This window comes from Pseudomonas sp. KBW05 (assembly GCF_003852405.1).
In the GTDB taxonomy this organism is placed as follows: Bacteria; Pseudomonadota; Gammaproteobacteria; order Pseudomonadales; family Pseudomonadaceae; genus Aquipseudomonas.
Genome location: NZ_QAJM01000014.1, coordinates 292,627 through 318,741, shown reverse-complemented (window position 1 = coordinate 318,741; position 26,115 = coordinate 292,627). Strand labels below are relative to the sequence as shown.

Annotated in this window: 21 protein-coding genes; 12 read left to right on the top strand and 9 right to left on the bottom strand. The window is 61.0% G+C overall.

The genetic code is table 11. The features are described 5' to 3' along the window. Positions 1-43: 43 nt before the first annotated feature. The 3 genes from acnD (at position 44) to prpD (ending at position 5,556) form a co-directional block, all read left to right on the top strand. The gene (gene acnD / locus DBR46_RS13995) at positions 44-2,638 is read left to right on the top strand and encodes a Fe/S-dependent 2-methylisocitrate dehydratase AcnD (RefSeq protein WP_124526665.1); all 2,595 of its coding nucleotides are present in this window, start codon (positions 44-46) and stop codon (positions 2,636-2,638) included. Between the two features lie 9 nt (positions 2,639-2,647). Further along, entirely contained in the window at positions 2,648-3,838 is a 1,191-nt protein-coding gene (prpF, locus tag DBR46_RS13990) for a 2-methylaconitate cis-trans isomerase PrpF (protein ID WP_124526664.1), read from the top strand. Positions 3,839-4,071: 233 nt separating this feature from the next. Then, complete coding sequence (gene prpD / locus DBR46_RS13985; protein ID WP_124526663.1) at positions 4,072-5,556, top strand: 2-methylcitrate dehydratase; 1,485 nt, start codon at positions 4,072-4,074, stop codon at positions 5,554-5,556. Positions 5,557-5,704: 148 nt separating this feature from the next. Here prpD and DBR46_RS13980 read toward each other — a convergent pair whose 3' ends face one another. The 7 genes from DBR46_RS13980 to DBR46_RS13950 all read right to left on the bottom strand — a co-directional run bounded on the left by DBR46_RS13980 (position 5,705) and on the right by DBR46_RS13950 (position 14,496). Further along, positions 5,705-7,027 (bottom strand): AAA-associated domain-containing protein, encoded by a 1,323-nt coding sequence (locus DBR46_RS13980; protein WP_124526662.1) that lies wholly within the window; start codon positions 7,025-7,027, stop codon positions 5,705-5,707. 15 nt (positions 7,028-7,042) lie between these two features. Further along, a complete protein-coding gene (locus DBR46_RS13975; protein WP_124526661.1) occupies positions 7,043-8,788 on the bottom strand; it encodes an ABC transporter permease subunit in 1,746 nt (581 codons plus the stop codon). 237 nt (positions 8,789-9,025) lie between these two features. Further along, on the bottom strand, positions 9,026-9,754 hold the full coding sequence (locus tag DBR46_RS13970) for an alanyl-tRNA editing protein (RefSeq protein WP_124526660.1): 729 nt from the start codon (positions 9,752-9,754) through the stop codon (positions 9,026-9,028). A 2-nt stretch (positions 9,755-9,756) separates the two neighbouring features. After that, positions 9,757-10,749, bottom strand: a complete 993-nt coding sequence (locus DBR46_RS13965) for a serine O-acetyltransferase (RefSeq protein ID WP_124526659.1) — start codon at positions 10,747-10,749, stop codon at positions 9,757-9,759. 37 nt (positions 10,750-10,786) lie between these two features. Then, positions 10,787-11,701 (bottom strand): PLP-dependent cysteine synthase family protein, encoded by a 915-nt coding sequence (locus DBR46_RS13960; RefSeq protein ID WP_017739554.1) that lies wholly within the window; start codon positions 11,699-11,701, stop codon positions 10,787-10,789. A gap of 15 nt (positions 11,702-11,716) precedes the next feature. Next, positions 11,717-13,579 carry a molybdopterin-synthase adenylyltransferase MoeB gene (gene moeB, locus DBR46_RS13955; RefSeq protein ID WP_124526658.1) on the bottom strand — a complete coding sequence of 621 codons (1,863 nt, stop codon included), beginning with the start codon at positions 13,577-13,579 and terminating at the stop codon, positions 11,717-11,719. A 23-nt stretch (positions 13,580-13,602) separates the two neighbouring features. Then, positions 13,603-14,496, bottom strand: coding sequence for a DMT family transporter (locus DBR46_RS13950; protein WP_177325364.1), 894 nt, complete (start codon positions 14,494-14,496; stop codon positions 13,603-13,605). 160 nt (positions 14,497-14,656) lie between these two features. Here DBR46_RS13950 and DBR46_RS13945 point away from each other — a divergent pair, with 160 nt between their 5' ends. After that, on the top strand, positions 14,657-16,081 hold the full coding sequence (locus DBR46_RS13945) for a PLP-dependent aminotransferase family protein (RefSeq protein WP_124526657.1): 1,425 nt from the start codon (positions 14,657-14,659) through the stop codon (positions 16,079-16,081). A gap of 127 nt (positions 16,082-16,208) precedes the next feature. On the opposite strand, the gene DBR46_RS13940 is transcribed toward DBR46_RS13945, so the two are convergent. Continuing rightward, positions 16,209-17,027 (bottom strand): pyruvate, water dikinase regulatory protein, encoded by an 819-nt coding sequence (locus tag DBR46_RS13940; RefSeq protein ID WP_017739558.1) that lies wholly within the window; start codon positions 17,025-17,027, stop codon positions 16,209-16,211. Positions 17,028-17,205: 178 nt separating this feature from the next. Here DBR46_RS13940 and ppsA point away from each other — a divergent pair, with 178 nt between their 5' ends. The 8 genes from ppsA to DBR46_RS13900 all read left to right on the top strand — a co-directional run bounded on the left by ppsA (position 17,206) and on the right by DBR46_RS13900 (position 25,302). Next, entirely contained in the window at positions 17,206-19,581 is a 2,376-nt protein-coding gene (gene ppsA / locus DBR46_RS13935) for a phosphoenolpyruvate synthase (protein ID WP_124526656.1), read from the top strand. A 106-nt stretch (positions 19,582-19,687) separates the two neighbouring features. Then, on the top strand, positions 19,688-20,677 hold the full coding sequence (locus tag DBR46_RS13930; RefSeq protein WP_124526655.1) for an alpha/beta fold hydrolase: 990 nt from the start codon (positions 19,688-19,690) through the stop codon (positions 20,675-20,677). A gap of 188 nt (positions 20,678-20,865) precedes the next feature. Continuing rightward, positions 20,866-21,357, top strand: a complete 492-nt coding sequence (rraA, locus tag DBR46_RS13925; RefSeq protein ID WP_017527456.1) for a ribonuclease E activity regulator RraA — start codon at positions 20,866-20,868, stop codon at positions 21,355-21,357. A 24-nt stretch (positions 21,358-21,381) separates the two neighbouring features. Then, a complete protein-coding gene (locus tag DBR46_RS13920) occupies positions 21,382-22,377 on the top strand; it encodes a zinc transporter ZntB (protein WP_124526654.1) in 996 nt (331 codons plus the stop codon). 86 nt (positions 22,378-22,463) lie between these two features. Beyond that, positions 22,464-22,709, top strand: a complete 246-nt coding sequence (locus tag DBR46_RS13915; protein ID WP_005790375.1) for a hypothetical protein — start codon at positions 22,464-22,466, stop codon at positions 22,707-22,709. Between the two features lie 2 nt (positions 22,710-22,711). Next, positions 22,712-23,536: a mechanosensitive ion channel domain-containing protein gene (locus DBR46_RS13910; protein WP_003175519.1), complete on the top strand. Its 825-nt coding sequence runs from the start codon at positions 22,712-22,714 to the stop codon at positions 23,534-23,536. Between the two features lie 87 nt (positions 23,537-23,623). Beyond that, a complete protein-coding gene (gene sigX / locus DBR46_RS13905; protein WP_124526653.1) occupies positions 23,624-24,214 on the top strand; it encodes an RNA polymerase sigma factor SigX in 591 nt (196 codons plus the stop codon). Between the two features lie 107 nt (positions 24,215-24,321). Continuing rightward, on the top strand, positions 24,322-25,302 hold the full coding sequence (locus tag DBR46_RS13900; protein ID WP_124526652.1) for an OmpA family protein: 981 nt from the start codon (positions 24,322-24,324) through the stop codon (positions 25,300-25,302). A gap of 60 nt (positions 25,303-25,362) precedes the next feature. Here DBR46_RS13900 and cobA read toward each other — a convergent pair whose 3' ends face one another. Further along, positions 25,363-26,106 carry a uroporphyrinogen-III C-methyltransferase gene (cobA, locus tag DBR46_RS13895; RefSeq protein ID WP_124526651.1) on the bottom strand — a complete coding sequence of 248 codons (744 nt, stop codon included), beginning with the start codon at positions 26,104-26,106 and terminating at the stop codon, positions 25,363-25,365. Positions 26,107-26,115: the final 9 nt, after the last annotated feature.

Below are 26,115 nucleotides of genomic sequence, written 5' to 3'. Positions count from 1 at the left end.
GCACAGGTCTTCCTTTTGCAACTACCGTGACCGAGTCCTGACGATGAACACTGAACACCGCAAACCGCTCCCCGGCAGCCGCCTGGATTTCTTCGACGCCCGTGCGGCTGTCGAGGCCATCACCCCCGGCGCCTACGCCACGTTGCCTTACACCTCCCGCGTGCTCGCCGAGAACCTCGTGCGTCGCTGCGACCCGGCCACCCTCAATGCGTCCCTGAGCCAGTTGATCGAGCGCAAGCGTGACCTCGACTTCCCATGGTTCCCGGCCCGCGTGGTGTGCCATGACATCCTTGGCCAGACCGCCCTGGTCGACCTCGCCGGCCTGCGCGATGCCATCGCCCTGCAAGGTGGCGACCCGGCGCAGGTCAACCCGGTGGTGCCGACCCAGCTGATTGTCGACCACTCCCTGGCCGTCGAAGCCGGTGGTTTCGACCCGGACGCCTTCGAGAAGAACCGCGCCATCGAAGACCGCCGCAACGAAGACCGTTTCCACTTTATCGAGTGGACCAAAAAGGCCTTCAAGAACGTCGACGTGATTCCGCCGGGCAACGGCATCATGCACCAGATCAACCTGGAGAAAATGTCGCCGGTGATCCAGGTGCGTGAGGGCGTGGCCTTCCCGGATACCTGCGTCGGCACCGACAGTCACACGCCGCATGTGGATGCGCTGGGCGTGATCGCCATCGGCGTCGGCGGCCTTGAAGCCGAGAGCGTGATGCTCGGCCGCGCCTCGTGGATGCGCCTGCCGGAAAGCGTCGGCGTGGAACTGACGGGCAAGCTGCAACCGGGCATCACCGCCACCGACATGGTGCTGGCGCTGACCGAGTTCCTGCGTAAACAGAAAGTGGTTGGCGCGTGGCTGGAGTTCTTCGGCGAAGGCGCCTCGGCGCTGACCCTGGGCGACCGTGCAACCATCTCCAACATGGCACCGGAATATGGCGCGACGGCGGCGATGTTCTATATCGACCAGCAAACCATCGCCTACCTGAAACTCACCGGCCGTGAAGACGAACAGGTCACCCTGGTCGAGCAATACGCCCGCCACACCGGCCTGTGGGCCGATGACCTCAAGGGCGCGCAATACGAGCGCGGCCTCACGTTTGACCTGTCTAGCGTCGTGCGCAACATGGCTGGCCCGAGCAACCCCCACGCCCGCGTGGCCACCAGCGATTTGGCAGCCAAAGGCATCAGTGGCCAGTGGGACGACGTGCCGGGGCAAATGCCCGACGGCGCGGTGATCATCGCAGCCATCACCAGTTGCACCAACACCAGCAACCCGCGCAACGTGATTGCCGCCGGCCTGTTGGCACGCAATGCGAACAAGCTGGGGCTGGCGCGCAAGCCGTGGGTCAAATCGTCGTTGGCGCCGGGTTCGAAAACTGTGGCGATGTACCTCGAAGACGCAGGCCTGGACCATGAGTTGGAGAAACTCGGTTTCGGCGTGGTGGCGTTTGCCTGCACCACGTGCAACGGCATGTCCGGCGCACTCGATCCGGTGATCCAGCAAGAGATCATCGACCGCGACCTGTACGCCACCGCTGTGCTGTCGGGCAACCGCAACTTCGACGGGCGCATTCACCCGTACGCCAAGCAGGCCTTCCTCGCTTCGCCGCCGTTGGTGGTGGCGTACGCGATTGCCGGCACCATCCGCTTCGACATCGAAAAAGACGTGCTCGGTCTCGACGCCAACGGTAAGGAAATCCGCCTGCAGGACATCTGGCCGAGCGACGAAGAAATCGACGCGGTGGTCAAGGCGTCGGTCAAGCCGGAGCAGTTCCGCGCAGTTTACATTCCGATGTTCGCGATCCACGAAGACACGGGCCCGAAAGTCGCGCCGCTGTACGACTGGCGTCCGCAAAGCACCTATATCCGCCGCCCACCCTACTGGGAAGGCGCGCTGGCCGGGGCGCGTCCGCTCAAGGGCATGCGCCCGCTGGCGGTGCTGCCGGACAACATCACCACGGACCATCTGTCGCCGTCCAACGCGATCATGCTCGACAGCGCCGCCGGCGAATACCTGGCGAAAATGGGCTTGCCGGAAGTGGACTTCAACTCCTACGCAACTCACAGGGGCGACCACCTGACCGCGCAGCGCGCCACGTTTGCCAACCCGAAACTGTTCAACGAAATGGTGATGGAAAACGGCAAGGTCAAGCAGGGTTCCCTTGCGCGGATCGAGCCTGAAGGCCAGGTCACGCGGATGTGGGAAGCCATCGAAACCTATATGGAACGCAAGCAACCGCTGATCATCATCGCCGGCGCTGACTACGGCCAGGGCTCGTCCCGCGACTGGGCGGCCAAGGGCGTACGCCTGGCCGGTGTGGAAGCGATTGCCGCCGAAGGTTTCGAGCGCATCCACCGCACCAACCTGGTGGGCATGGGCGTGTTGCCCCTGGAATTCCTGCCGGGCACCGACCGCAACACCTTGCAGATCGACGGCAGTGAAACCTATGACGTGATCGGCGCGCGCACCCCGCGTGCGACGCTGACCCTGGTGATCAACCGCAAGAATGGCGAACGTGTCGAAGTGCCGGTGACCTGCCGCCTGGACACCGCCGAAGAAGTGTCGATCTACGAGGCGGGCGGCGTGTTGCAACGTTTTGCCCAGGACTTCCTGGAATCGGCGGCGACGGCCTGAGGGGTAACCATGGCACACGTAGCGCAAATCAAGATCCCCGCCACCTATATGCGTGGCGGCACCAGCAAGGGCGTGTTTTTCAGCCTCACCGACCTGCCCGTGGCGGCGCAGGTGCCGGGGGCTGCGCGGGATGCCCTGCTGCTGCGGGTGATCGGCAGCCCCGATCCCTACGACAAGCAGATCGACGGCATGGGCGGCGCCACGTCCAGCACCAGCAAGACGGTAATCCTGGCCAAGAGCACCCGCGCCGATCACGACGTGGACTACCTGTTCGGCCAAGTCTCCATCGACAAACCGTTTGTGGATTGGAGCGGCAACTGCGGCAACCTGTCGGCGGCGGTGGGTTCGTTCGCCGTCAGCGCGGGGCTGGTCGACCCATCCCGCATCCCCCACAACGGCGTGGCCGTGGTGCGCGTGTGGCAGGCCAATATCGGCAAGACCATCATTGCCCACGTGCCGATCACCGACGGTGCGGTGCAGGAAACCGGCGACTTTGAGCTGGACGGCGTGACCTTTCCGGCCGCTGAAGTGCAGTTGGAGTTCATGGACCCGGCCGCAGAAGAAGAGGGCGGCGGTGGTTCGATGTTCCCCACCGGCAATCTGGTGGATGACCTCGAAGTACCCGGCGTCGGCACCTTCAAGGCGACGCTGATCAACGCCGGCATCCCGACGATTTTTATCAACGCCGAAGACCTCGGCTACACCGGCACCGAGCTGCAAGGTGCGATCAACAGCGACCCCAAGGCCCTGGCGATGTTCGAAACCGTGCGGGCCTACGGCGCGCTGCGTATGGGCCTGATCAAACACCTGGACGAAGCCGCCCAGCGCCAGCACACGCCGAAAGTCGCGTTTGTCGCCAAGCCTGCGGACTACGTGGCCTCCAGCGGCAAGGCGATCAAGGCCGCTGATGTGGATCTGCTGGTGCGTGCGCTGTCCATGGGCAAGCTGCACCACGCGATGATGGGCACGGCGGCGGTGGCGATCGGCACGGCAGCGGCGATTTCCGGGACCTTGGTCAACCTTGCCGCTGGCGGTGTGGAGCGTAATGCGGTGCGCTTCGGGCATCCGTCCGGCACGTTGCGGGTGGGCGCCGAGGCCAGTGAAGTCAACGGGGAGTGGGTGGTGAAGAAGGCCATCATGAGCCGCAGTGCGCGGGTATTGATGGAGGGCTTTGTGCGCATTCCCGGCGACGCGTTCTAAGCCCCAACACCCATCCCCAATGTGGGATAGGGCTTGTGTGGGAGCGGGCTTGCTCGCGAATGCGGTGTTTCAGTCGATACATATTTCACTGACCCACCGCTTTCGCGAGCAAGCCCGCTCCCACACAAGCCCGCTCCCACAGGGGATCTGTATTCCAAGGCAGGCATTCAAGATCTGCTCTCCAACAACCGTGAGCCCGAGGACCAACCCCAACCCATTCTTGGAGTACTGCCATGAGCGCCAACGTCGACCAGAACAACCGCCCCGACTACGACCAGGTCTTGCAGGACATCGCCGACTACGTCCTCAACTACCGGATCGACTCCCCGGCCGCGCTGGACACCGCCCGCAACTGCCTGATGGACACCCTGGGTTGCGGCCTGCTGGCCCTGCGTTTCCCGGAGTGCACCAAGCACCTGGGGCCGATTGTCGAAGGCACGGTGGTACCGTTTGGCGCACGGGTGCCCGGCACTTCGTTCCGGCTCGACCCGGTCAAGGCCGCCTGGGACATCGGCTGCATCGTGCGCTGGCTCGACTACAACGACACCTGGCTCGCCGCCGAATGGGGCCACCCTTCGGATAACCTCGGCGGCATCCTCGCCGTGGCCGACCACCTCTCGCAAAAACGCGTGGCCAACGGCGACGCGCCGCTGACCGTGCGCGCGGTGCTGGACGCGATGATCATGGCCCACGAAATCCAGGGCGTGATTGCCCTGGAAAACTCCTTCAACCGTGTCGGCCTTGACCATGTGTTGCTGGTAAAAGTGGCTTCCACCGCCGTGACCGCCAAGTTGATGGGCGCCAACCGTGAGCAACTACTGGCGGCCTTGTCCCATGCCTTTGTCGATGGCCAAGCGTTACGCACCTACCGCCATGCGCCGAATGCCGGCTCGCGCAAATCGTGGGCGGCGGGGGATGCATCGAGTCGGGGCGTGCGCCTGGCCGACATCGCCTTGCGTGGCGAGATGGGCATCCCCGGCGTCTTGAGCGCAGCGCAATGGGGTTTCTACGACGTGCTGTTCAGCCACACCAACAAGGACCTGGCCCTCAAGCCCGAGGACAAGCGCGCGTTCAGCCTGTCCCAACCCTACGGTACCTACGTGATGGAAAACGTGCTGTTCAAGATCAGCTTTCCCGCCGAATTCCACGCGCAAACCGCCTGCGAAGCCGCCGTGACCTTGCACCCGTTGGTCAAGGATCGCCTGCACGAAATCGAGCGTATCGTGATCACCACCCATGAATCGGCGATCCGCATCATCTCCAAGGTCGGCCAACTGGCCAACGCCGCTGACCGCGACCACTGCCTGCAATATATGACCGCCGTGCCACTGGCGTTCGGCAACCTGGTGGCCGAGCAGTACGAGGATGAATTCCACGCCGCCCAGCCGATCATCGACGCGCTGCGCGCCAAGATGGTCATCGTCGAAGACCCGCGCTACAGCCGCGAATACCTGGAGGCGGACAAGCGCTCCATTGCCAATGCGGTGCAGGTGTTTTTCACGGACGGCTCCAGCACTGAGCAAGTGGCGGTGGAATACCCGATCGGGCATCGGCGCCGTCGGGTGGAGGGCATTCCGTTGCTGGAAGACAAGTTCAAGGCCAACCTGGCCACGCGCTTTACGGCGCAGCGCAGCGGGGAGATTTTTGCGTTGTGCAAGGATCAGGCGAAGCTTGAGGCCACGCCCGTCAATCGGTTTATGGACCTGTTCGTGATCTGAAACCACCAGAGATCTGAAGTGAATGGAGGCCAATGTGGGAGCGGGCTTGCTCGCGAATGCGGTGGATCAGTCGACACATCTGTGGCTGACACACCGCATTCGCGAGCAAGCCCGCTCCCACATTTTGAGCTGCGCCAGTCTCAGCTAATTACATACTGCCTTCAACGTCCTCCAGGCTAAACGTCTCGGTATGGTCGTCATACGAAAAAATCTCCGCATACCTTCCCCACGCCACCACGCTTTCCAGGGTTTTTTCCACGAACGCCTCGGTCATCGAGTCCTCCAGCTCCTGCTCGAAACGCACCCGAGGCGCGCGGTGGCCGCTGCGTTCGAGCAGCACTTGGTGAATGCGTGCAGCCAACGGCACGTGCTGGATCAGGTGCTCGGCGAACAGCGTCTTGCGTTCCTGGGTGCCATAGTCGGCAAACAATTTGCCGGCGTCGGTGAGGGTGATGTCGGCGCCCTTGAGTTCGGCGAAGCCCAGATGCTCCAGCATCTCCGCCACGGGAAACAGGTCGTCGACTTCCAGCAGGCGCCGCTCGGCCACGGTGGGCAAACCGGCGTGGCCGTTGTAGGGCTCGGCGGCGAGGGTTTCGATCAGGCCGGCCATCAGGTTGGTGGAGACTTCCGGCAGCAGGCTGCTCATTTTCAACTCGGGCTTGCCGGCGCTGGCATCGGCACTGCGCCGGTCGGTCATCAGCGCGTAGATGTCATCGACCATTTGCCGGAAGGTCGGGTCCAGCCGGTTGCGCGGGTGGGCAAACGGCACCTTGATCTCGGCGACCACCCGGCCGGGGTTGGAGGACAGCACCAGGATGCGGTCGCACATCAGCACCGCTTCTTCGATGTTGTGGGTCACGATCAGGATCGACTTGATCGGCAACTGCTTGCCACTCCACAGGTCCAGCAAGTCGGTGCGCAGGGTTTCGGCGGTGAGCACGTCGAGGGCGGAGAAGGGTTCGTCCATCAGCAGCAGGGTCGGGTTGACCACCAGGCCACGGGCAAACCCGACGCGCTGGCGCATGCCACCAGACAACTCGCGGGGGTAGGCGTTTTCAAAACCGTCCAGGCCGATCAGGTCGATGGCGGCCAGGGCGCGCCGGCGGGTTTCCTTGCGTTCGACCTGCAAGGCTTGCAGGCCCGCTTCGACGTTTTCCAGCACCGTCAGCCAGGGGAACAGGGCGAAGGTCTGGAACACCATGGCCACGCCCTCGGCCGGGCCGGTCAGCGGCACGCCGTGGTAATGCACCTCGCCCGACGATGGCTGGATCAGCCCGGCAATGATGCGCAGCAGGGTCGATTTGCCGGAGCCGGAGCGGCCGAGCATGCCGACGATCTCGCCTTCGTGCAGGCTCAGGTCGACGCCGCTGAGCACTTGTAGTTCATCTTTGCCTTTGCCGAACACCCGGTTCACGTCTTTCAGCGAATAGATTTGCGGGGTGTCGGCGGTGTGTTCGGTCGTAGTAGACATCTGGGTGAATCCCCCTCAATTCAGACGCAGTTTGTTTTCCGCCAGGGCGTACATCGGGCGCCAGACTGCGCGGTTGAAGACCACCACAAAGATCGACATCACCACCACGCCCAGGGCGATCTTCGGGAAATCGCCGGCAGCGGTGGTTTGCGCGATGTAGGCGCCAAGGCCGTGGGCGACCACGTTGTCCTGGCCCCAGGACACGTACTCGGAGACGATGCTGGCGTTCCATGCACCGCCCGAGGCGGTAATCGCGCCGGTGACGTAGTAGGGGAAAATCCCCGGCAGCATCACCTTGCGCCACCACAACCAGCCGCGAATGCGAAAGTTGGCGGCGGCTTCCTTGTAGTCATTGGGAAACGCACTGGCACCGGCCACCACGTTGAACAGGATGTACCACTGGGTGCCGAGCACGATCAGTGGGCTGAGCCAGATGTCCGGGTTGAGGTGGTAGTGCAGGATCACGATGACAAACACCGGGAACAGCAGGTTCGCCGGGAACGCTGCGAGGAACTGCGCCACGGGCTGGATCTTTTGCGCCAAGCGCGGGCGCAGGCCGATCATCACCCCCAGCGGCACCCAGATCAGCGAGGCAATCAGGATCAAGCCCGTCACGCGCAGCAGGGTGATCAAGCCCAGCACAAAGACATGGCCGACTTCGGCGAAGGTCACTTCGGTGCCGACGTACATCACGATGTGGTACAGCGCGTAGGCGGTCAGCACGGCAATCAACGCGCCCCACACCCAGTCGATCACCTTGGAGGCCGCCGGTGATTCCGTGGGCAATGCCTTGAGCGCACCGCCGGCCAGGCTGAAACGTTTGTTGCCGATTCGGCCGATGGTGCGGGTGATGGGGCGCAGGATGCGCTGGACCATGCGCGTGCGCTGGATCAGGTTGAGCACCCAGGATTGCGGCGCGGCGCCCTGGGAGGCGGTGGTTTCCATACGGAATTTGTCGGCCCAGGCCACCAGCGGGCGGAACAGGAACTGGTCGTAGATCAGGATCACCGCGATCATTGCCAGGATCACGTAGCCCACGGCATGCAGGTCTTTCTGCGCGATGGCCAGGGCCAGGTACGAACCCACGCCGGGCAAGGTGATGGTCTTGTCGCCGACGGTGATGGCTTCGGAGGCGACCACAAAAAACCAGCCACCGGACATGCTCATCATCATGTTCCACACCAGGCCGGGCATGGCAAAGGGCACGTCGAGCTTCCAGAAGCGTTGCCAGCCGGAGAGCCGCAGGTTGGTGGACACTTCCACCAGGTCATGGGGCAGCATGCGCAGCGACTGGTAGAAGCTGAACGTCATGTTCCAGGCCTGGCTGGTGAAGATCGCAAAGATCGCCGCAAACTCGGCGCCGAGCACACGGCCGGGAAACAGCAGCAGGAAGAAGGTCACCGTAAAGGAGATGTAACCGAGCACCGGCACCGATTGCAGGATGTCGAGCACCGGTACCAGGAGTTTTTCGGCGCGTCGGCTTTTTGCCGCCAGGGTGCCGTAGAGGAAGGTGAACACCAGCGCCGCCACCATCGCCGCGAGCATGCGCAGGGTGGTGCGCATGGCGTATTCCGGCAGGTTGGCCGGGTCGAGGGAGATGACCTCGCTCTGCAACGTGTCGATGGGCGCCCAGGTTTCCCGTGCGGTGATGGAAAAAAACAGCAGAAAGCCGATCACCAGCGGCAGGGCGACCAGGTCCCAGCGATTGGGCAGCAAGCGCAATGTGGAGGCTGGTATGTAGTGACGGAGCACTTTATTCATAGGCAGTCATTCCTGCTGCGTTCAGGTTCAGGGGCGGCGATGGGGTGAGCTTAGCTTCTGTACGAAAGACCTTCCGAGAACGGGCGGGCGCGCTTTCTCGGAGATTCAGGTAGCAGCACATCAGGACGATGGCTGCTGGTGGGATGATACGTTTCTGAATGTTACAGGCGGATAAATTTCCTGTCAGTTCGCTGTACGAAAAGCGCCTGGGGCATCGGCTCCCCAGCCGCTTGAGGGTTATTCAAAACGCAGGATGACGCGGCGGTTGTGCTTGCTCTTCTTCTCGATTTTTTCGCAAAACACCCGGCCGATTTCCTCGGTGTTGATCACATGGGTGCCGCCGCATGGCTGGATATCCACCCCGGCAATTTCAATGATGCGCACCGAGCCTTGCACCACCGGCGGCGCAACCGCCTGGGTGCGGGTGATTTGCAGCAGGGTCGAATACTCCGAGGCGGGCATCGACAGGGCCTTCACCGTGTGGGCCTGCGCGATCAGCGCGTTCAGGTCGCGGGTGATGCTGTCCTTGTCGAGGGTCATTTCCGGCAGGTCGAAATCCAGGCGACCTTTGTCGGCACTGATGCTGCAACCGGTCACGGGGGCGTCGATGATCGAGCACAACAGGTGCAGGCAGGTGTGCATCTTCATGTGCTGGTAGCGCCGTTCCCAATCGAGGCCGGCGTCAACCTGCACGCCAGAGGTCAACTGTTCGGGGCAGTGTTCCACCTGGTGCCAGATGATCGAGCGCAACACCGGGTCGCGCACGGTGCCGACGACCTCGACCCGCGTGCCATCGGCCAGGGTGAAGTGGCCGGTGTCGCCCGGCTGCCCGCCGCCCGTGGGATAGAACAGCGTGTGCTCCAGGGCGATGCCGTGTTCGCTGACGGCGATGACCCGAGCGCTGAACGCATTCTGGTAGGGCGCGCTGTCGAACAGCGCCAGGGTTTCCATGGTGTGCACGGACATGTTCAACCTCCGACGTTCAAAGGGCTGGTTTGCAACAGGTGACGCACCATTGCACTCAAGCCAGGTGGGGAAAGCAGGGTGATTTCAAACTCCGGGCCGCAGACCTTCAGGTTCAGTGGCAGGCGCGGCAGGTGGCTGTCGGCTTCAATGCGGTGCAGGCGAAATTGCAGGTGGTGACGCTCTTTCACCGTCGGCTCCAGCATCAGGCCCTGCAAGGGGTGAAAGTCGGCGTCCAGCACCGTGACCTTGTGGTTGGCGTTGATTTCGCCGACCACGTGCAGACGCTCGTCGAGGGCGAAGGCACCGAGGTAATTGCTGTGCTCGGACTCGTCGTTTTTTTGCAATTGCACCTGGTTGACCACCTTGACCTTGGTGCCTGGGGGCACGTCCTGGGTGATCACGCAGGATGGGCTGATAAATACGTTGTCGCCGATCAGCACATAGCCCAGCACGCGCGCGCCGGAGCCGACTTCGACATTGTTGCCCAGGCGCGGGTGGCGCTTGCCGTCCGGGTTGTTGGCGATGCCACGGGCACCGAGGGTCACGCCGCAAAGGATGTAGCAGTCGTTGCCGATCTCACAGGTTTCGCCGATCACCGTGCCGTAGCCGTGGTCGAGTACAAAACGCCGGCCGATACGCGCCGCCGGGTGGATCTCGGCGCCGGAGAGGATCTTGCCCTGGTTGCTGAGCTTGAGGGCAATGCGCGAAAACACGCCGTTGACCTGGTCGGGGAAATTCCACACCAGGTGCGCCAGGCGGTAGAACAGCACCGCTTTGAACGAGGCGTAGGACTCCAGGATCAGTTCGCCCCGGCCTCGCGACGCCGGGTCACGGTAGGCATAGGCGATCAAGTCTTCGGCCACGGCCTGGGCGGCGTTCTGCACCAATGGCGCCAGGTGCGGTTCCAGCTGCTTCATCTGCGTCGGCGTCAGGGTCTTGATGAGGTGGGTGAGCAACTCATCGTGCAGCTGTTGCATGTCAATAAAGCCCCCCATGGAGGCACCCCCGCATTCTGGATGGTTGGGAAACCGCTTATTCGAAACTGGGCAGGTAGCTGTCGGCATTGTCGTAGACCATGGTCAGTACCACTGTTTCGGTGGGCAGCTCCGGGGCGAGCTTGGCAATGGCCACCATGTTGGCGGCCGAGGACAGGCCCAGGCTGATGGCATCCGTGCGCATGATGCGTTTCATCATGTCGATGCACTCCTGGCGCGACACCTTGAGCATGCCGTCCAGCACATCCAGGTTGAGGATGCTGGGGATCAGGCCGATCGACAGGCCCTGGATATGGTGCGGCGCGTGCTGGTTTTTCAGCAGGTCGCACTCTTCCGGCTCCACGCCCATGACGCGCAGCTCCGGCCAGGCGGCCTTGAGGGTTTCGCCGATGCCGGTGATGTGGCCACCGGTGCCGATGCCGCTGACGAAGTAGTCCACGCGCCGTTCACCGAAGGCACGCAGGATCTCGGGCGCGGTAGTGTCGCGGTGGGTTTGCGGGTTGGCGCCATTGCGCTGCTGGTTGAGCATTACGTAGCTGGGGTTTTCCAGTTGCAGTTCCAAGCACTTTTCGCCGTGGGAATTGTTGCCCAGGCGGCTGTCCGACAGCACCACCTTGGCGCCGTAAAGGCGCAGCAGCTTTTGCTTTTCGGGGCTGTAGTTGTCGGGGATCACCAGCACCACTTTGTAGCCCAGCACGTTGCCCGCCATCACCAGGCCAATGCCGGTGTTGCCGCCGCTGGGCTCGATGATGGTTTGCCCGGCGTCACGGATCAGCACGCCACGGCGCTCGGCGTCGAGGATCATGCCCAGGGCGATGCGCGCCTTGTGGCTGCCGCCAGGGTTGAGGGATTCGAGCTTGGCGTAGACCTCGATGCCGAGGTCTTCGGAAAACTGCGCCAGGCGCACAATCGGCGTATGGCCGATGACGTCGAGAATGGAGTTATGCAGCATCAGTCAGCCCCCGGCTCAATACAAAGGCATATCGGGTTCGACGTCGCGCACCCAATGTTTCATGCCGCCCTGCAGGACTTTGGTGTTGGCGAAGCCGGCCGCCAGCAGGGTGGTGGCCGCTTGCTCGGCGCGGGTGCCGGCATAACAGATCAGGTAGTGGGTGTTGTCGCGGCTGAGGCTGTCGAGTTGCCCATCCAGCTCGGCCAGGGGGATGTGTACCACGCCCGGCAATTTGCACACTTCCAGCTCGCTGGCGTCGCGCACGTCCAGTAGTACGTCGGCGCTGCGGGGATGCTCGAGCAGTTGCTTGAGCACGCGCGGCTTGATGTAGCGCTCTGCGGCCAGCGATGGCGTGCCGGGCACGGCGTCGGCGCAGACCGCCGGGGCCTGGGTTGCGCTGTGGCGCAGGTCCGAGCAGCACGGGCAGTCGGCGCGGCGCTTGAAGCGGATCTCGCTGAATTTCATCGCCAGCGCATCGAAGCGCATCAGGCGGCCGGACAAGGGTTCGCCGATGCCGATCAGCAACTTGATCGCCTCGGTGGCCTGGATCATCCCGACCACACCGGGCAGCACGCCAATCACGCCACCGGCGCTGCAATTGGGCGCCAGTTCAGCGGGCGGTGCCTGGGGAAACAGACAGCGGTAGCACGGCCCGCCTTTATAGTTGAGCACGCTGATCTGCCCGTCGAAACGGTAGATGGCACCGTACACCAAGGGTTTGCCCAGTTGGACGCAGGCGTCGTTGACCAGGTAGCGGGTGTCGAAATTGTCGGTGCCGTCGATCACCAGGTCGTAGGCGCCCACCAGTTCCAGGGCGTTGTCGGCATTCAGGGCGGTGTCGTGGGCGTTGATCTGGATATGGCGGTTGAGGTCTTGCAGGCGCTGCTTGGCGGACTCGACCTTGGGCATGCCTAAGGTGCTGTTGCCGTGGACGATCTGGCGTTGCAGGTTGCTGCTTTCCACCACGTCGAAATCCACCAGGCCCAGGGTGCCGATGCCGGCCGCCGCCAGGTAGAGGCTGATGGGCGAGCCCAGGCCGCCGGTGCCGATGATCAGCACCTTGGCTTTCTTCAGGTTCAACTGGCCTTCACGGCCGACGCCCGGCAGGGTGATATGGCGCACGTAACGTTGTACTTCTTCATTGCTCAACGTCTGCACATCCATGCCGCCGGACGTGGCGAGCAACACTTCGATCCGGGCTTTGCCTGGGAGTGGATCGTCGGCGCCGATCAGCTCTTCCTCGGCGGTAAACAGGAAGTGTTCCTTGAGCTGGTTGTTCTTTTCGTGGAACAGATGCGGGCGCAGCTGCGGGTGGCTGGTGCAGAGGTTTTCAATGACTTCGCGCAATGTCGATCCGGTGCCCTCAAGGGTCGATTCTGGCAGCTTGGCCACGCGAACCAGAATGTCGGGGAAAGAGACAGCGTTCATGGACAACTCCGTGTGCAGGTCGTTGAAAGGGTTAAGGGCGAAATGCTTGCCATCCCAGGCAAACAGCTTTGAACACAGGGCCTGGCCCTGGCGAACATCGACCACCAGGTAGCTCACGGGGAAGATCGGTTCGCCCATGAACAGCGCCTTGTCCTGGTCTTCGTCACTGAAGTAGGCGCCGACGTCGGGGTGGGAGTGGTAGATCACCACCACCGGGTTGTCGCTGCGAAACGCCTTGTTCAGCAGCAGGGTGTCGGCCACCGAGAAGGTGTAGCCGTTGGCGGCGGTGCGCGGGTAGATCTCGGGGTTCTTGCGGTGCAGCTCGTTCTGGATATTGCTGCCCAGGTGCACACTGCCGTCGGCGAAGACGAAACCACAGCATTCCTCGGGATAGCTGCGGCTGGCGTGGGCGTAGATCTGTTCCAGGGCTTTTGGGCGGAGGACGTCCATGTTTCTCTCGCGTTTGTTGAGGGTCATTTTTTCTTGGCCAGGAGTTTTTCAACCGGCAACTTGGTGATCGCAAAACCGGCCAGCAGGATGGCCGAATACAGCATCAGGTCGCGGGAAATCGCCACGCCTTCGTACCAGGCGCCGATGATCACCGCGAACACCGGGAAGATGATGAACACGAACGACAGGATGATCGGGCTCAGGCGCTTGAGCAGCATGAAGTACACGATGAAGCCACCGACCGAGGCCACCAGGCCGAGGTAGAACAGCGCACTCCAGGAGCGCAGGGTGATGCTGTCGAAGCTGGGGGTTTCAAACCACAGCCCGGCCACGAACAGCATCAGCCCGGCAATGCCGATGGGCAGGGTGTTGTAGGTGATCACGCTGATGGCGCTGCCTTTTTGCTTGGTAATGACGTAGCACAAGGCGTGCATGATCGCGGCGGTCAGAATCGCCAGTACCCCGAAGAACTCGGCGTGGTCCAGGTGCAGGCCCTGGCTCTTGATGATCATGTACAGGCTGCCGAAACCGATACCGATGCCGACCACCTGGGAGAAGTAGATGCGCTCGCGCAGGAACAGCGCGGAGAAAATCAGGATGAACACCGGCATGCAACTGAACAGCAGGGCGGTCAGGCCGGACGACACATGCATCTCGCCGTAGTTGAGCAGGTAATACGGAACGCTGAAGTAGGAAAGGGTCACGAACACAAAGAACCAGCGGCTTTCCCGGGGGAACAGGATCGGCTCGCGGCGCACCATGGCAAAACACAGGAACAGCGGGAAGGCGATCAGGAAGCGCAGGCCCGCGGACGTCAGCGGCGGCACGCTCTCTACGGCGATCTTGATCCCCAGCCAGGTGGTGCCCCAGCTCAGGCACACGATGAGAAACATCAGGCTGGTGACCAGGCCGGCCAACCACTGTTTCTGGGATTTGGTTTTTTCAGCGTTTTCGAGAACGGCGGACATTGGCATCGTTTATTGCTTCCCTGAGCCGGAATTGAACTCTATATTGAACTTGTAATGAGTTATTAAATTCGGCGATTGAACCCGTAAAAGCACACTATTAGGGCGAAAGATGGCTGTCAAAACAAATATTGACATGGTGTCAATTATGCGTGAGGGGTTGTCCAGCGGGCAGGGCGTGAAGTACAAGCGCCTGTCCGATGTCATGGAACGGGGCATCCTCGAAGGGCTGATTGAACCAGGACGAAAGCTACCGCCCCACCGGGTGCTTTCCGACAATCTTGGGGTGACCATCGGCACCATCAGCCGGGCCTACGGCGAACTGGAACGCCTGGGTCTGGTCGTGGCGCGGGTGGGTGACGGCACTTTCGTGCGCAAGCGTGGGATGGAGCGCCAGCGTGATGAAGGCTTTCGTAACTTCAGCGAAGAGCCGCGCCAATACTTCGACATGAGCCGCAACATGCATATCCCCGGGCAGGAGACGACGTTTCTCGCCCAGAGCCTGCAAACCCTGGCGACCAGCGCCAAGTTTCTCCAGGACATCAGCGCCTACACGCCCGATGCAGGCCTGCCGCGTTACCGCGAAGCCGGCGCGCAATGGCTGGTGCAGCGTGACTTCCATCCGATTCCCGAGCAGGTCATCTGCGTCAATGGCGGCCAGCATGGTTTGCTCTGCGCGATGATGGCGTTGTTGCGCGCTGGCGATACGGTGGTCACCGAACAATTGACGTACCCGGGGTTGATCACCGCAGCACGCATGCTTGGCGTGCGCTTGATCGGCCTGGAGATGGACGAGGAGGGTGTGCTCCCGGGGGCCTTGGATGAAGTCTGTCGTAACCACCGGGTTTCCGCGTTGTATTGCACGCCGACTATTCAGAACCCGACGACGGCAGTCCTGTCGATTTCGCGCCGGGAAGCGTTGGCCAGGGTTTGTCGGGAACACAACCTGCTGATTCTCGAAGACGAAGCCCACGGTGTGTTGGTGGAAGATCGTCCGCCACCACTCAGTTATTTCGCGCCCGAGCGTACGATCTTGATCAGCAGTTTGAGCAAGGCGGTGTCGGCCGGGTTGCGTGTGGGTTACGTGCATGCGCCGCCGGCGCTGGTCAGCCGTATTTCGGCGGCGCTGCGCTCAACCTGCTGGATGGCCACGCCGGTGACCCTGGAACTGGCGACGCAGTGGATTGAAAACGGCACGGCGGAATACCTGTTGCGTCAGCAGATCCACGAGATCAGCCGCCGCAAAACCCTGGTCGAGGGGTTGTTGGCCGGGCTTGAGTACCGCACGCACCTCAATAGCCCGCACTTCTGGATCGAAGTCCCGGAACCTTGGCGCGCGTCGGAGATCGAGGCGGAGCTTAAGCAGAATAATTACCTGATCGCCACGGCCGAGGCGTTTGCCGTAGGGCAGACGGCGGTGCCGCAGTTTATTCGGGCGAGTGTCTGCAACACATCCGGAGATGATCAGCTGTTGTTGGCGGGGTTTGATGCGTTGGCGACGGCGCTGGGGCAGGGTGGGGGGCGGTTTCAGTTGTAGGCAGGGTTACCGCGTTATCGTTCATCGCAGGCAAGCCAGCTCCCACAGTTAACCGAGTTCCAGCTTTGGAATGCAGTCAAGTGTGGGAGCGGGCTTGCCCGCGAAGAGGCCAGCCCAGGCAACACAACTACTTGAACCGCCGCTCCACACCCTTCTCCACCAGAATCTTCGCGGAAATCTCTTCCACCGAAAAGTGCGTGGAATTGATATGCGCAATATTCTCGCGACGGAACAGATTTTCTACTTCGCGCACTTCGAATTCGCACTGTGCATAGCTGGAGTAACGGCTATTGGGCTTGCGCTCGTTGCGGATCGAGGTGAGGCGGTCCGGGTCGATGGTCAGGCCGAACAGTTTGTGCCGGTGTGAGCGCAAGGCTGCAGGCAGCGTCAGGTGCTCCATGTCGTCCTCGGTCAGCGGGTAGTTGGCCGCGCGGATGCCGAATTGCATGGCCATATACAGGCAGGTCGGCGTCTTGCCGCAGCGGGACACGCCCACCAGGATCAGGTCGGCCTTGTCGTAGTAGTGCGTGCGGGCGCCGTCATCGTTGTCGAGGGCAAAGTTCACCGCCTCGATACGCTCCATATAGTTGGAGTTGTGCCCAATGGAATGGGACTTTCCTACCGAGTACGAGGAGTGTTCACTCAGCTCTTGTTCCAGTGGTGCGAGGAACGTCGAGAAGATGTCGATCATGAAACCATTGGAAGTCGCGAGGATCTCACGAATGTCCTGATTGACAATGGTGTCGAAAATGATCGGCCGAAAGCCGTCTTTTTCAGCCGCCAGATTGATTTGTTGTACCATGGCCCGCGCTTTATCCACGCTGTCGATATACGGCCGCGTGAATTTGGCGAAGGTAATGTTTTCGAACTGCGCCAACAGGCTTTGACCCAATGTTTCGGCGGTGATGCCGGTGCCGTCGGAGATAAAGAAAGCAGATCGTTTCATTTGAGCCCTGGGCCTTAAGCTGATGACGAATCTTGGATATGATAGGCGCGATTTTGCCGTCCCGCAGTGGGCCGCATTCTCACTTATTTTCCAGGTCCAGGCCACAAGCGCTGGCGAAAGCTCCTACTGAGCAGCCGGCGTCCTGAGCTTTTCCAACACAGTTAGTGGAGAGATCACCTTGGTAGAGTACGTAGTTTCCCTCGATAAGCTCGGCGTCCATGATGTAGAGCACGTGGGGGGCAAGAACGCATCCCTCGGCGAGATGATCAGTAATCTTGCAGGCGCTGGTGTTTCGGTGCCGGGTGGTTTTGCCACCACGGCCCAGGCTTACCGCGATTTCCTCGAACTGAGCGGCCTCAACGCTCAGATCCACGCCGCGCTGGACGCACTGGACGTCGATGACGTCAACGCCCTGGCCAAGACCGGCAGCCAGATCCGTCAATGGATCATGGACGCCGAGTTCCCCGAGAAGCTCAACGAAGAAATCCGCACCGCCTTCGCCGAACTGTCGGCCGGCAACCCGGACGTGGCCGTTGCCGTGCGCTCCTCGGCCACCGCCGAAGACTTGCCGGACGCCTCGTTCGCCGGCCAGCAAGAAACCTTCCTGAATATCCGCGGCGTGGAAAACGTGATCCGCGCGGCCAAGGAAGTGTTCGCCTCGCTGTTCAACGATCGCGCGATTTCCTACCGTGTACACCAAGGTTTCGACCACAAGCTGGTGGCCCTGTCTGCCGGCGTGCAACGCATGGTGCGTTCGGAAACCGGTACCGCCGGCGTCATGTTCACCCTCGATACCGAATCCGGCTTCCGTGACGTGGTGTTTATCACCGGCGCCTACGGCCTGGGGGAAACCGTCGTACAAGGCGCGGTGAACCCGGACGAATTCTACGTCCACAAGCACACCCTTGAAGCCGGTCGCCCGGCCATCCTGCGCCGCAACCTGGGCAGCAAGGCCATCAAGATGATCTACGGTGATGAAGCCAAGGCCGGCCGTTCGGTGAAAACCGTTGACGTCGACAAGGCTGATCGCGCGCGTTTCTGCTTGACCGACGCTGAAGTCAGCGAATTGGCCAAGCAAGCGATGATCATTGAAAAGCACTACAAGTGCCCGATGGATATCGAGTGGGCCAAAGATGGCGACGACGGCAAGCTGTACATCGTGCAAGCCCGCCCGGAAACCGTGAAGAGCCGCACTTCGGCCAACGTCATGGAACGCTACCTGCTGAAAGAAACCGGCACCGTGCTGGTGGAAGGCCGTGCCATCGGCCAGCGCATCGGCGCCGGCAAGGTGCGGATCATCAAGGATGTGTCCGAAATGGACAAAGTCCAGCCAGGTGACGTGCTGGTCTCCGACATGACCGACCCGGACTGGGAACCGGTGATGAAACGCGCCAGCGCCATCGTCACCAACCGTGGCGGGCGTACCTGCCACGCGGCGATCATCGCCCGTGAGCTGGGGATTCCTGCGGTCGTGGGCTGCGGCAACGCGACCCAACTGCTCAAAGACGGCCAGGGCGTGACTGTTTCCTGCGCCGAAGGCGACACCGGCTTCATCTTTGAAGGCGAGCTGGGCTTCGACATCAAGCAAAACTCCATCGACGCCATGCCCGACCTGCCGTTCAAGATCATGATGAACGTCGGCAACCCGGACCGTGCCTTCGACTTCGCGCAGTTGCCGAACGCCGGTGTGGGCCTGGCCCGCCTGGAGTTCATCATCAACCGCATGATCGGCGTGCACCCCAAGGCCCTGTTGAACTACGACGGCCTGCCGCTGGACATCAAGGAAAGCGTCGACAAGCGTATCGCCGGCTACAACGACCCGGTGGGTTTCTACGTCGAGAAGCTGGTGGAAGGCATCAGCACCCTGGCGGCAGCGTTCTACCCGAAAAAGGTCATCGTGCGCCTGTCGGACTTCAAGTCCAACGAATACGCCAACCTGATCGGCGGCAAGCTCTACGAGCCGGAAGAAGAAAACCCGATGCTGGGTTTCCGTGGTGCCTCGCGTTACATCAGTGAAGCGTTCCGCGACTGCTTCGAACTCGAATGCCGCGCCCTCAAGCGCGTGCGCAACGAGATGGGCCTGACCAACGTCGAGATCATGGTGCCGTTCGTGCGCACCCTGGGTGAAGCGAGCCAAGTGGTGGACCTGCTGGCTGAGAACGGCCTGTCCCGTGGCGAGAACGGCTTGCGCGTGATCATGATGTGCGAACTGCCGTCCAACGCCATCCTGGCCGAAGAGTTCCTGGAATTCTTCGACGGTTTCTCCATCGGCTCCAACGACCTGACCCAGCTGACCCTGGGCCTGGACCGCGACTCCGGGATCATCGCGCACCTGTTCGATGAGCGAAATCCTGCGGTCAAGAAGCTGCTGGCCAACGCCATCCAGGCCTGTAACAAGGCCGGCAAGTACATCGGTATCTGCGGCCAAGGCCCTTCCGACCACCCGGACCTGGCCAAATGGCTGATGGAACAGGGCATCGAAAGTGTCTCGCTGAACCCCGATTCCGTGCTGGAAACCTGGTTCTTCCTGGCGGAAGGCCAAGCGTCCGCCTAAAGTCGGTACGTCAAAAGTGCCGGTCACTCGCTGAGGGTGGCCGGCATTCTTATCTGTACAGGGCGGGCCTCCTCGCGGACGCCGCCCTTTTTTGTGCAAGAGCATTATGCAAAGCAGCAGCAACCTGTTTCCCGTCGCCCTGATCAGCGCTGAACGTCGTGGCGACCTGAGTGAAGATGTATACCGCCTCAAGCCCGGTAACAGTCCCGACGGCACCGTCGAGCTGGCGGTTACCCGCTTGGGCCAGGCCGATGTCCCGGAAAACCGGGGCATCCCCGTTATTTTGTTGCACGGCAGTTTTTCCAACCGACGCTTCTGGTATTCGCCCAAGGGGCTCGGTCTGGGCGCCCACCTGGCACGCCAGGGGTTTGATGTGTGGATTCCGGAAATGCGTGGGCATGGCCTGTCCAAGCGCAATCAGGACTACGCGCGCAATCGTGTCGCTGACTATGCGCGCTACGATTTGCCGGCCATTGGCGCGTTTGTGCGTGAGCAAAGCGGGCAGATCCCGCATTGGGTCGGTCATTCGCTGGGCGCCACCAGCTTGGCTGCAGCCTTGGGTGGGCAACACCTGGGCGCGCCGGCAGTGGCTTCGGTGGCGCTGTTTGGCTGTCAGGTCAGTCGCACGCATTGGCCGTTGAAACTGCCGCCGCTGGAGTGGACTGGCCGCTTGCTGTTGAAACGCTTCGGCGAGATTTCCGGCTCACGGTTCAAGCGCGGCCCGGAGGACGAACCCGCAGGCGTGCTGATCGAAGCCATGCGCTGGAACGGCCTGTTTGGACGTTTTGGCGAAGGTAAAAACGATTGGTGGAAAGGCCTGGCCGCCGTCGAGGTGCCGCTCTTGGCTGTCAGTGCTGCCGGCGACCATCAAGACCCGGACTGGGCCTGTCGCAAGCTGTTCGAGCAGGTGGGCTCTGAGCATCGCCAATACCTGTGCCTGGGGCGCCAGCAGGGTTTCAGCGGGGATTTCGGCCACGTAGAGATGCTGGTCAGCAAAGCGGCGCAAACTGAAGTGTGGCCGTTGGTGGCGCAGTGGTTGAAGGATCCGCTCACACCATTGTTCGGGGCCTCGGCGGCGGCCGTCGCCGAGGTTTGACGGAGCGCTCAGCCACGGGCGTTTCGCTCGATTACGGTTACGGCTAAGATATGACGCGCTGGACGCTTCTGGTCATATTCAGTCGCGCAGTGGCTATTGCGTTGCGGCGGCGCGGGTGGGATGTTCCCCACCGGCTTCGACCGGTACTTCCTTGAAAGACACTTCTTTGACAGAAAGGAATTTTTTCGATGAACCATTACGTGACCCCCGACCTGTGTGACGCCTACCCGGAGCTGGTGCAGGTCGTCGAGCCGATGTTCAGCAACTTCGGCGGCCGAGACTCCTTTGGTGGTGAGATTGTCACTATCAAGTGCTTCGAAGATAACTCGCTGGTCAAGGAGCAAGCCGACCAGCCGGGCGCTGGCAAGGTGTTGGTGGTCGATGGTGGTGGTTCCCTGCGCCGCGCGTTGCTGGGCGACATGATCGCCGAAAAGGCCGCAAAGAACGGCTGGGAAGGGCTGGTGATCTACGGTTGCATCCGTGATGTCGATGTCATCGCGCAGACCGATTTGGGGGTGCAGGCGCTTGCCAGCCACCCGATGAAGACCGACAAGCGCGGTATCGGCGACCTCAACGTGGTGGTCACGTTTGCCGGCGTGACGTTTCGCCCCGGCGAATACATCTACGCCGATAACAACGGCGTGATCGTGTCGCCAAGCCCGCTGAAAATGCCTGAATAAACCGCAATAGCCGATGGGGTGAGGATGTTCGAGGAAGAAAACGCGCAATGGGGGCTGGTGCATGCCCTGGTGCTGGACGGTAAAGGCGGTGCGCGTTCGATTGCCCGGACAGAGCTCGACGACTTGCAACTGCAGCCCCAGGAAAGCCTGTGGCTGCACTGGGATCGCAGCCATCCCCAGACGCAGACCTGGCTGCGTAAATCCAGCGGCTTGAGCGAGTTCGCCTGTGACTTGCTGCTGGAGGAGAACACTCGCCCGCGCCTGTTGCCGTTGCCGGACGCCGAGTTGCTGCTGTTCCTGCGCGGGGTCAACCTCAACCCGGGCGCCGAGCCGGAAGACATGGTCTCGGTGCGCATTTTTGCGGCGGCCAGTCGGGTGATTTCCCTGCGTTTGCGGCCGTTGCGCGCCACCGATGAGCTGTTGGTGCAGTTGGCGGATGGCAAAGGTCCTAAAACAGCGTCAGAACTTATCCTTTATATGGCGCAGTACTTGACCAACAAAGTGCAGGATCTGGTCTCCGACCTGTCCGAAATCGTCGATGCCGAGGAAGAAAAACTCGATACCGACGAACGGTATACCCCGGAGCATGGCAGTGTTTTGCAGATCCGTCGGCGAGCGGCTGGGCTGAAGCGATTCCTCGCGCCGCAGCGGGATATTTTTGCCCAGCTGACGCGGATCAAATTGCCGTGGTTCTGCGACGACGATGCCGACTATTGGAACGAATTGAACAACAGCCTGACCCGCTACCTGGAAGAACTTGAATTGACCCGGGAGCGCGTGGGGCTTGTGCTGGAAGCCGAAGACCGGCGTTTGAGCGTGCGTATGAATCGCACGATGTACCGTTTTGGCATTATCACCGGGATCTTCCTGCCGATGAGCTTTCTCACCGGCTTGCTGGGTATCAATGTGGGCGGGATTCCGTTCTCCGCCAGCCCCTATGGGTTTGTGATTGCCTGCCTGTTGATGGTGTCAGTGGCACTGGGGCAATGGTGGCTATTTCGACGATTGCGCTGGGTTTGACCTGAATATGACCTGAACGTAGGAAGGGTCCCATGTGACCCCAAGAATTTAACCCTCGTCTTTTAAAACACTTGCGAGAGGTCTTTATGCACGATCCGTTCGAACAGTCTTTGCGTGACATGCTCAATGCCTCGCCGTCCAACCGTGACGACGATGCCTGCCTGGGCCGCGTGTTGAAAACCGCCAACCGTCAGGTAGGGGCGGGTGATTTGTTCGGCCTGCTCGGGCGTTGGCTGCCGGCGTTGATGATGGCCCTGAACAACGGTTCGGCCCACGTTTCACCGGTTTCCCGTCGTAAACCTCTTGCTCGCACTGCTGATAAGGCTGATTGAATATGGAACTTGATCTCTGGACCCAGAGCCTGGTCACCGCGATGACCGCATTGTGGACCAAGGTGGCGAACTTCATTCCCAACCTGTTTGGGGCTCTAGTCCTGGTATTGCTGGGTTTTGTCGTGGCCAAGCTGCTCGACACCCTGTTGTCCAAACTCCTCGCCAAACTCGGCCTCGACCGCCTGATGGCAGGCACCGGCCTGACCAAGCTGTTGGGGCGCGCCGGGCTGCAAGTGCCGATCTCGACACTGATCGGCAAGATCGTCTACTGGTTCGTTTTGCTGATTTTTCTGGTTTCTGCGGCTCAATCCCTTGGCCTTGAGCGAGTTTCAGCTACGCTCGACATGCTGGCGCTGTATTTGCCGAAGGTTTTCGGCGGCGCGCTGGTACTGCTGGTAGGCGTTTTACTGGCGCAACTGGCCAATGGCTTGGTGCGCGGGGCCGCTGAAGGGGTGGGGCTGGACTATGCCGCTGGCCTGGGGCGAATTGCCCAGGGCCTGGTGATCATCATCAGTATTTCGGTCGCGATCAGCCAGTTGGAGGTCAAGACTGACCTGCTCAACCACGTGATTGTGATCGTTTTGATTACCGTTGGTCTGGCCGTTGCGCTGGCCATGGGCTTGGGAAGCCGGGAAATTGCCGGCCAGATTCTTGCGGGAATCTATGTGCGTGAGTTGTATCAGGTTGGGCAACAGGTGCGTGTAGGCGAGGTCGAAGGGCAAATCGAGGAGATCGGTACAGTCAAGACGACGGTGCTGACCGATGACGGCGACCTGGTGTCGTTGTCCAATCGGATCCTCCTGGAACAGCAGGTCAGTAGCCGCTAACCCGGCAAACCCTGCTAATGTACGCCGCCGCAAACCCGGCTGACCGGGCTGTAGCGGACATTGACCTGACTGTCGGCACGACTTGTTTTGAATAAAGCCCAAACGCTGTCCACGCGCTATGACCCCCGTGAGCTCTCTGATGAGGAGTTGGTCGCGCGCTCGCACACGGAGCTGTTTCACGTAACTCGCGCGTACGAAGAATTGATGCGCAGATATCAACGCACTCTGTTCAACGTTTGTTCAAGGTATTTAGGGAACGATAGAGATGCGGATGATGTCTGTCAGGAAGTGATGCTCAAGGTGCTGTATGGCTTGAAGAACTTCGAGGGCAAATCGAAGTTCAAGACATGGCTATATAGCATCACGTACAACGAGTGCATCACGCAGTATCGTAAGGAACGGCGAAAGCGTCGCTTGATGGACGCTTTGAGTCTGGACCCCCTTGAGGAAGCGTCTGAAGAAAAGACGCCGGCACCCGAGGACAAGGCCGGGCTCGATCGCTGGTTGGTGTATGTGAACCCGATTGACCGCGAAATCCTGGTGCTACGATTTGTCGCAGAACTGGAATTTCAGGAAATCGCTGACATCATGCACATGGGTTTGAGTGCTACAAAAATGCGTTACAAACGTGCTCTAGATAAATTACGTGAGAAATTTGCGGGCGAGACTGAAACTTAGTGCGTGGCAAATATCTCTTACGTGTAGGCAAGTTCTGTTAGACTTGTCGCCGAGTTGTCCCCCGGTTTGTGGGACTGCTTTACAATCACCAGATGGGGATTTAACGGATGAAACTGAAAAACACCTTGGGCTTGGCCATTGGTTCTCTTATTGCCGCTACTTCTTTCGGCGTTCTGGCACAAGGCCAAGGCGCAGTTGAAGGCGAGCTGTTCTACAAGAAGCAGTACAACGATAGCGTCAAGCACATCGAAGACGGCTTCAATCCTGGCGCTCGCATCGGTTACTTCCTGACCGACGACCTGTCCTTGAACCTGTCCTACGACAAAACCAACCACACCCGTTCGAACGACGGTACTGGTAACCAGAAGATCAAAGGCGATACCGGCAGCCTGGTTGCTCAGTATCACTTCGGTCAAGCTGGCGTAGACAGCCTGCGTCCATACGTTGAAGGTGGTTTCGGTCACCAGAGCCGTGGCAACGTCAAAGCTGACGGCCACAGCGGTCGCGATCAGACTACTTTCGCTACCGTTGGTACTGGCGTGAAGTACTACTTCACCAACAACCTGTACGCTCGTGCCGGTGTTGAAGCTGACTACGGTCTGGACAACGGCAAGTGGGACTACTCCGCACTGGTCGGCCTGGGCGTAAACTTCGGCGGTAACGCTGGCGCAGCTGCTCCAGCTCCTACCCCAGCACCAGCTCCAGAGCCAACTCCAGAGCCAGAAGCTCCAGTTGCTCAGGTTGTTCGTGTTGAGCTGGACGTTAAGTTCGACTTCGACAAATCCGTTGTTAAGCCTAACAGCTACGGCGACGTGAAAAACCTGGCCGACTTCATGGCTCAGTACCCAGCTACCAACGTAGAAGTTGCTGGTCACACTGACTCCGTAGGTCCAGACGCTTACAACCAGAAGCTGTCCCAGCGTCGTGCTGACGCTGTTAAGCAAGTCCTGGTTAAAGACGGCGTTGCTCCTAGCCGTGTAACTGCAGTAGGTTACGGCGAATCCCGCCCAGTTGCTGACAACGCAACTGAAGCTGGTCGTGCTGTTAACCGTCGTGTAGAAGCGTCGGTTGAAGCCCAAGCTCAGTAATTACTGAGTGGTAGAAAAAAGCCCGGCTTAGGCCGGGCTTTTTTTCGCCTGCGATTTGCCTCAGGCGCTGGCCGCAGCGGCAACATAGGCGGCCTGTCCGACAGCGGCGACCCTGCCGATCACCAGAATGGCCGGGCTTTTCAAGGCGAAAACCCGCGCGTCCTCCTGCATCCGCAACAGCGTGCTGCGACACTCGCGCTGCTGGGGCAGCGAAGCATTTTCGATCATCGCCACCGGCATATCCGCCGCCATGCCGCCCTCCAGCAATTGCAGGCGAATCTCCTCCAGCTTCGCCACGCCCATATACACCACCAACGTCGTTCCGCCCTCTGCCAGCGCCCGCCAATTCAGGCTGCTGTCGTCTTGGGTATGCGCCGTCACCAGCGTCACGCCCCGACTGACACCGCGCAATGTCAGGGGCACCGAGCAATTCGTCGCTCCTGCCAGGCCGGCGGTGATACCGTTGACCAACTCCACCTCGACCCCACGCTCACGCAACCACATCGCCTCTTCGCCACCCCGGCCGAAAATGCACGGGTCGCCGCCCTTGAGCCGCACCACGCACTTGCCCTGGCGCGCATAACGCAGCATCAGGCGGTGGATAAAATCCTGCGGCGTAGAGCGACAACCGCCGCGCTTTCCGACAGTAATCACCCGTGCAGCGGCGCAATGTTCCAGCACCACCGGGTTGACCAGATCATCAATCAGCACCACATCGGCTTCATTCATTGCCCTTACTGCTTTGAGGGTCAGCAACTCCGGGTCGCCGGGCCCTGCACCCACCAGCCAGACTTTTGCGCTCATGTTCTTCCC